The sequence below is a fragment of the Cellulosimicrobium composti genome (genome assembly GCF_009711085.1).
Classification (GTDB): domain Bacteria; phylum Actinomycetota; class Actinomycetes; order Actinomycetales; family Cellulomonadaceae; genus Cellulosimicrobium; species Cellulosimicrobium composti.
The window spans coordinates 180,030-187,160 of record NZ_WMKA01000003.1; the positions used below are offsets into that span (position 1 = coordinate 180,030).

6 protein-coding genes are annotated in these 7,131 nt (G+C 75.5%); 2 read left to right on the forward strand and 4 right to left on the reverse strand.

Translation table 11 applies throughout. From position 1 onward, the window contains the following. Positions 1-13 precede the first annotated feature (13 nt). Positions 14-1,330 carry an MFS transporter gene (locus tag GJV82_RS02525; protein WP_318657196.1) on the reverse strand — a complete coding sequence of 439 codons (1,317 nt, stop codon included), beginning with the start codon at positions 1,328-1,330 and terminating at the stop codon, positions 14-16. 1 nt (position 1,331) lies between these two features. Further along, positions 1,332-1,838 carry a MarR family winged helix-turn-helix transcriptional regulator gene (locus tag GJV82_RS02530; protein WP_318657197.1) on the reverse strand — a complete coding sequence of 169 codons (507 nt, stop codon included), beginning with the start codon at positions 1,836-1,838 and terminating at the stop codon, positions 1,332-1,334. 183 nt (positions 1,839-2,021) lie between these two features. On the opposite strand from GJV82_RS02530, the gene GJV82_RS20605 reads away from it, so the two are divergent. Together GJV82_RS20605 and GJV82_RS02540 are read left to right on the forward strand one after the other, a co-directional pair. After that, positions 2,022-2,501: a PadR family transcriptional regulator gene (locus tag GJV82_RS20605; RefSeq protein WP_024838931.1), complete on the forward strand. Its 480-nt coding sequence runs from the start codon at positions 2,022-2,024 to the stop codon at positions 2,499-2,501. Then, positions 2,498-3,235 (forward strand): hypothetical protein, encoded by a 738-nt coding sequence (locus tag GJV82_RS02540; RefSeq protein ID WP_155098115.1) that lies wholly within the window; start codon positions 2,498-2,500, stop codon positions 3,233-3,235. Before GJV82_RS20605 ends, GJV82_RS02540 begins: the two co-directional genes overlap by 4 nt. 74 nt (positions 3,236-3,309) lie before the next feature. On the opposite strand, the gene topA is transcribed toward GJV82_RS02540, so the two are convergent. Together topA and GJV82_RS02550 are read right to left on the reverse strand one after the other, a co-directional pair. Next, positions 3,310-6,072 (reverse strand): type I DNA topoisomerase, encoded by a 2,763-nt coding sequence (gene topA / locus GJV82_RS02545; protein ID WP_155098116.1) that lies wholly within the window; start codon positions 6,070-6,072, stop codon positions 3,310-3,312. Between the two features lie 154 nt (positions 6,073-6,226). Beyond that, positions 6,227-7,131 (reverse strand): phosphatase PAP2 family protein (locus GJV82_RS02550; RefSeq protein WP_225873019.1); only part of this gene is annotated, 905 nt, incomplete at its 5' end.

Here is a 7,131-nt window from a genome sequence, read left to right on the forward strand (position 1 = left end):
CCGGCGTCGAGCGTCACGGCGTGAGCGCGGGCGCGGGCTCCGGGGCCGGGATGCGGTAGCGGCGCAGCGGGGCGTTGCGCCACGCGACGAGCCCGACGACGGCGCTCGCCGCGAGCCCGCCCACGACGAGCGCGACCGGCGCGGACGTGAGCGACGCGAGCACGCCGCCCCGGAAGTTCCCGACCTCCGGGCCGGCGACGCCCACGACGTGCTCGACCGAGGAGACGCGGCCGCGGAACTCGTCGGGCGTCTCGAGCTGCACGAGCGCGCCGCGCGTCACGACGGACACCGTGTCCGCGGCGCCCGCGACGGCCAGGCACACGAGCGCGAGCCACAGCGACCCCGCGAGCCCGAAGCCCGCCAGGGCGACGCCCCACGTGGCCGCCGCGGCGAGCTGCAGGGCGCCCGACCGCGTCGCGCGCGTCACCGCGCCCGAGACGAGGCCCGCCCCGATGCCGCCCACCGCGACGGCCGAGAGGAACAGGCCCAGGGTGCGCGGGTCGCCGTCGAAGCGGACCTCGTTGACGAGCGGGAAGAGCGAGACGGGCATCGCGAGCACCGTCGCCGCGACGTCGGTCGCGAAGGAGCCGCGCAGCGTCGGCCGGCGCCACACGATCGACCACCCGCCCGCTGCGGCCCGACGGCGCGGCGCGGCTCCCCCGGCCGGCGCGCCGTCGTCGTCGGGCGTGGCGGGGGCTGCCTGGCGCGCCGCGGCACCGGGACCGGCGGGCAGCGGGGGCAGCGGAGGCAGGCGCACGAGGCCGAGGAGCGCGACGGTCGCCGCCGCGGCCTGCACCCCGTACGCGACGGGCAGGTCCCAGCGCGCGAGCACGAGTCCCGCGACCGCGGGGCCGACGAGCATCGCGACCTGGAACGCGAGGTTCTGCAGCGCGAGCCCTGCCGCGACCTGGTCGGGCGGCAGGAGGCGCGGCGGGACCGTCCGGCGGGCCGGCGACCCGAGCGCGTTGCACGCCGCGCCGAGGCTCACGAGCCCGAGGAGCACCCACACCGAGCGGTTGCCCGCGGCGGCCTGCGCGACGAGGCCGAGCGCGGCGAGCACCTGGCCCGCGGCGGCGAGGCGCATGATCGTGCGGCGGTCGTGGACGTCGGCGAGGTGACCGCCGACGAGGCCGAGCGTGAGCAGCGGGACCGCGCTGGCCAGGCCGATCGTGCCCGTCCACACGGGGCTGCGCGTGAGCTCCCACACCTGGAGCAGCACGGCGACCGTCGCGACCTGGAACCCGAGGCCGCCGACGGCCGAGCCCGCCCAGAGGTCGCGGTAGGCGCGGCTCGCCCGCAGGGGCCGCAGGTCGAGCACGTGGTGGCGCACGTCAGCGGTCCTCCGGTCGGGGGTAGCCCGCGGCGTCGAGACGCGCGGCGAGGCGCTCGCGCAGCGACCGGCGCTCGAGCACGCGCTCGAGCTCCGCGACGACGGCGCTCAGCGCGTGCGGGAGCTCGTCGTCGATCTCGGCGACGGACTCCTCGGTCGCGCGCCACTCGGCCTCGAGGAGCGGGACCAGCTCCCGCGCGCGCTCGGTGAGCGCCACGCGGCGCGTGCGCGCGTCCTCGCCCGGCGCCGTCTCGACGAGACCCTCGCGCCGCATCGCGGTGACCGTCTGGCTCATGGCCGAGTGGGTGCGGCCGAGCGACGCCGCGAGGTCGCGGATCGTCAGCGGCCCGGTGTGCGCGAGGCGGATCAGCGGGTAGACGAAGCGCGGTCGCACGCCCTCCACGCCACGGTCCGTGTAGACGGTCGCGATCTCGTCGTCGAGGCGGCGCAGGAGCGCGTGCAACGCGTCCCAGCGGCCGGGGACGGTGGTCGGGTCGATCGATGCCACAGCACTGTTATAACAGCACTCACACGATTGCGGAAGCCACGCCGCCCACCGCGCCGCCTTCCGCACGGCGGCCTCGCCGACGTGACGACCGGCCACGGCGGACACCCGCCCGCCCGGAGTGCGCGGCCTGGCGGGCATCCGGACTAGGTTGCTCGGCTAACTAGGTAGCCGTACTGTCTAGTCATGCGTTTCGACGAGCGTCTCGACCGCGAGCTCCTGCGCGGCGTCCTGCCGCTGTGCGTGCTCGCCGTGGTCGCGACCGACGGACCCACGTACGGCTACGCGATCACGCGCTCGCTCGCCGACGCCGGGCTCGGCACCGTGAAGGGCGGCACGCTCTACCCGCTGCTGCAACGGCTGGAGGACGACGGGCTCGTCACGACCTCCTGGCGCGAGGGCGACCGCGGACCGAGCCGCCGCTACTACGCCGTCACGGACGAGGGCCGCGTCGCCCTCGCGGACGCGGCCGCGCGCTGGGACGCCGTGACGGGTGCGGCGGGCACGCTCCTCGCGGGCTCGGCCGCACCCCCGCACGGCGACGCCGTCGTGCCTCCACGCGGGGACGCACCGCACGGCGGCGCCCCAGAGCACCCGCCCGGCGACCCGGAGGCCTCCGCCGACGCCGCCCACCCTGCCACCACCCCGGGAAGGACCCTCCGATGAGCGACACGAGCCGCTACACGATCGAGCGCCGCCACGCGCCGCACGTCGACCCGCGCTGGGCCGAGGCCCTGCTCCTGGAGCTGCGCCTCCAGGGCGTCGCGGGCGCGCGCATCGGCGCCGTGCTCGCGGAGGTGGACGCCCACGTCGTCGACTCGGGCGAGACCGCGCAGGAGGCGTTCGGCGACCCCGTCGCCTACGCGCGCTCGCTCGACCTGCCGGAGGACCCCGCGCAGTCGAGCTCGTCGATCGGGCGGACCGTCGCCGCCTCGGCCGTGCAGACCGTCGGGATGCTCGGCACCCTGTGGTCGCTGCGGCCCGCGCTCGACGGGTCCCCGCTCGTGCTCCCGGCCGGGATGCTGCTCGTCCTCGCCGCCGCGATCGCGGGCTTCGTCGGCCTGTGGCGTGCCGGCGACCAGGTGCTGCGCGCCGCGCTCGCGCACCCCGTGCTCACCGTCGTCGCGAACATGGTCGTGACGGCCGCGCTCGTCGGCCTCGCGGTCACGCTGCGCGAGCCGGTGGCGACCCTGCCCGCGGTCCCGGTCCTCGCCGGGGCTGCGCTCGCGCTCGTCGTCGGGACCGTCTGGAACCTGCGCCAGCAGGGCACCGGGGACCCCGTCGTCGACCCGCTCGACGACGCACCGGAGCAGCGCACCGACCGGACCGGGCGGTGGGGAGCGCTGCTCCTGCCCGTCGTGACGGTCGTCCTCGGGACGATCACAGCCCTAGCCCGCTGAACCCACCCGCCGAACATGCGGTTTTGGCGCGTCCGGACCGCCGGACGCGCCACGACCGCATGTTCGGCGTGGGGTTACTTCTTGGCGGCCGTCTTCTTCGCCGCGGGCTTGCGGGCCGTCGTGCGCTTCTTCTTCGCCGGGCCCTGGGCGCGCTTCTCCGCGAGCAGCTCGATGGCCTGCTCGGGCGTGATCGACTCCGGCGTGACGTCGCGCGGGAGCGTGCGGTTCGTCTCGCCGTCGGTCACGTACGCGCCGAACCGGCCGTCCTTGACGACGATCGGCTTGCCGCTGTTCGGGTCCTCGCCGAGCTCGCGCAGCGGCGGCGTCGCGGCGCGCTGACCCCGGCCGCGCTTGGGCTGCTTGTACAGCTCGAGCGCCTCCTCGAGCGTCACGGTGAACATCGACTCCTCGTCGGGGAGCGAGCGCGAGTCCGTGCCCTTCTTGAGGTACGGCCCGTAACGGCCGTTCTGCGCCGTGATCTCCTCGCCCGACTCCGGGTCGGTCCCGACGACGCGCGGCAGCGAGAGCAGGCGCAGCGCGTCGTCGAGCGTGATCGTGTCGAGCGACTGCGTCTTGAGCAGCGACGCGGTCCGCGGCTTGGGCTGCGCCGCCTTCGCCTTCTTCTGCGCCGCGGCGGACAGGCTCGTGTCGATCGGCGGGAGGTCGAGCACCTCGGTGACGTACGGCCCGTACCGGCCGGCCTTCGCGATGATCTCGTTGCCCGACGCGGGGTCGGTGCCGAGCACCTTGCCGTCGTCCGCGCCCGCGGCGAGCAGCTCGCGCGCCTTGGCGACCGTGAGCTCGTCGGGGGCGACGTCGTCCGGCACGGACGCGCGCGGCGGGTTCTCGCCCTCCTTGACGGGGACCGAGAGGTCCTCGACGTACGGCCCGTAGCGGCCGACGCGGAGCTGGATGCCCTCGCCGATCGGCACCGAGTTGATGCCGCGCGCGTCGATCTCGCCGAGGTTCGCGACGAGGTCGCGCAGGCCCTCGGCGTCCGCGCCCTTGGCCGCGTCGCCGAAGTAGAACTGCGTGAGCCACTCCACCCGGTCGCGACGGCCGGCGGCGATCTCGTCGAGGTCGGCCTCCATGCGCGCCGTGAAGTCGTAGTCGACGAGGCGGTCGAAGTGCTCCTCGAGCAGCCGCACGACGGCGAACGCGAGCCAGCTCGGCACGAGCGCCTGCCCGCGCGAGAGCACGTACCCGCGGTCCTGGATCGTCGAGATCGTCGACGCGTACGTCGACGGCCGCCCGATCCCGAGCTCCTCGAGCGCCTTGACGAGGCTCGCCTCCGTGTAGCGCGGCGGCGCGGAGGTCGAGTGCCCGTCCGCGGTGAGGTCGTCGCCGCGCAGGGCGTCGCCCTCCGTCATCTGCGGCAGGCGCGCGTCCTCGCCCTTGGGCGCGGCCGCGGGGGCGTCCTCGGCGTACCGGTCGACGTCGGAGCCCTCCTCGTACGCGGCGAGGAACCCGCGGAACGTGATCACGGTGCCGGACGCGGCGAAGACGGCGTCACGCCCCGCGACGTCGCCCGCGTCGGCGGAGAGCGCCGCGCCGAGGCGCACCGAGGCCGTCGAGCCCTTCGCGTCCGCCATCTGCGACGCGACCGTGCGCTTCCACACGAGCTCGTAGAGCTTGAACTGGTCGTCGCTCAGCTCGCGCTTGACCTGCGCGGGCGTGCGGAACGAGTCGCCCGCGGGGCGGATGGCCTCGTGCGCCTCCTGCGCGCCCTGGTTCTTCGCGGCGTAGACGCGCGGCTTCTCCGGGACGAACTCGGGGCCGTACAGCTCGGCCGCCTGGCGGCGGGCCGCCGTCGTGGCCTCGGCCGAGAGCGACGGCGAGTCCGTGCGCATGTAGGTGATGTAGCCGTTCTCGTACAGCGACTGCGCGGTGCGCATCGCCTGGCGCGACGACATGCGCAGCTTGCGGCTGGCCTCCTGCTGGAGGGTCGACGTCGTGAACGGCGCCGCCGGGCGGCGCGTGTACGGCTTGGTCTCGAGCGAGCGCACGGTGAACGCGGCGTCCGCGAGGCCCGACACCACGGACCGCGCCGTGGCCTCGTCGAGGTGCGCGACGCCGTCGCGCGCCGCACCCGCCTTGAGCTGCCCGCGGTCGTCGAAGTCGCGACCCGACGCGACGCGCGCGTCCCCGAGCTGCACGAGGCGCGCGCCGAACGCCTTGCCCGCGTCCGGCGCGGACGCGTCCGCGTGCTCGAACGTGCCGGTGACGTCCCAGTACTCCGCGGGGACGAACGCCATGCGCTCACGCTCGCGCTCGACCACGAGGCGCGTCGCGACCGACTGCACGCGCCCGGCGGACAGCCCCTGGGCGATCTTGCGCCACAGCACGGGCGAGACCTCGTAGCCGTAGAGGCGGTCGAGGATGCGGCGGGTCTCCTGCGCGTCGACGAGGTGCTCGTCGAGGTCGCGCGTGTTCTGCAGCGCCCGCTGGATCGCCTCGCGCGTGATCTCGTGGAAGACCATCCGCTTGACCGGGACCTTCGGCTTGAGCGCCTCGAGGAGGTGCCACGCGATGGCCTCGCCCTCGCGGTCCTCGTCCGTCGCGAGGTAGAGCTCGTCGGCGTCCTTGAGCGCGCGCTTGAGCTCCGCGACCTTCTTCTTCTTGTCGGCGTACACCTCGTAGTACGGGTCGAACCCGTGGTCGACGTCGACCGCGAACTTCCCGTACGGGCCCTTCTTCATGTCCGCGGGCAGCTCGGACGGCTGCGGCAGGTCGCGGATGTGGCCGACGCTCGCCTCGACCTCGTAGTCGTCGCCGAGGTAGCCCTGGATCTTGCGAGCCTTGGCGGGCGACTCGACGATCACGAGCTTGCGTGGCATCCGATCCTGCTTTCGTCCGTGAGTGCGTGTGGGTGGCGGGGCGTCCTGCCCGACGGCGTCGGGCGCCGCCGCGGGAGCGTCCGGTGCCGCTGGACGACCCTCCGGTCGTCGCCGTGGCAGCCTACGACCTTACTCCCGTCGCGCCAGCCGCACCCTACCCCCGAACGGCCCGTGCGTCCGGGCGGCCGGTGGCCTGGCGGACGAGGAGCAGGACGGCGAACGCCGCGGCCGTCACCGCGAGGACCCCGGCGACGCCCCCCGCGTACGCGGTGACGTCCTGCGCCGTCGTCGTGCCCCACGTGGCGGGCGTGGCGCGCAGCGCGAGCCCCGCCGCGACCCCGGCCGCGGCCGCGCCGAGGAGGAGCAGGACGGCGACGACGGTCGAGCCGGGCGTCGGACCGGCGCCCGGGTCGAGCGCCGAGCGGGGCGTGAAGGCGCACACGAGCGCGGCCCACGCGAGGACGACGAGGACGGCGGCCACGACGTCGCTCGGGCGGTGCCACTGCCCGACGAGGGTGGACACCCCCGTCGCCGCCGTGTACGCCCCGCCGAGCACCGCCACGAGCGCGCGGGCCCCGCGCGGCACGACGAGGAGCAGGGCCGCGGCGACGGAGCCCGCGACGGTCGTGTGGCCGCTGGGCAGCGAGTTCTCCCAGTGCCAGCCGCCGATGAGCTCCTCCCGCCCGAGGAGCGAGTGCTTGACGAGCTGCGTCGTGACGTTCGCGCCCACGACGAGGAACGCGACCTGCACGGCCAGGCCCCACCGGCGGCGCAGCAGCGCGATGCCCATCGCCGCGCCGAGGCCGCCGACGACGAACGCGATCGAGACGGTGTCGAGCACCGGCTCGGCGACCGTCCACAGCTCGCCCTGACCCGTCACGGCGCCGTCGAACGCGGCACGCTCGAGCATCTGCCCCGCGTAGGTGTCGACGAAGAAGCGCCACACGAGCCACCCGCCCGCGACGGCTAGCACCGCGACGACCGCCGCGACGACGCGCGACGCGACGCTCGGCCCGTCGCCGTCCGGGCGCGCGCCCGGGCGTGCGGGCGCGGGCCGCG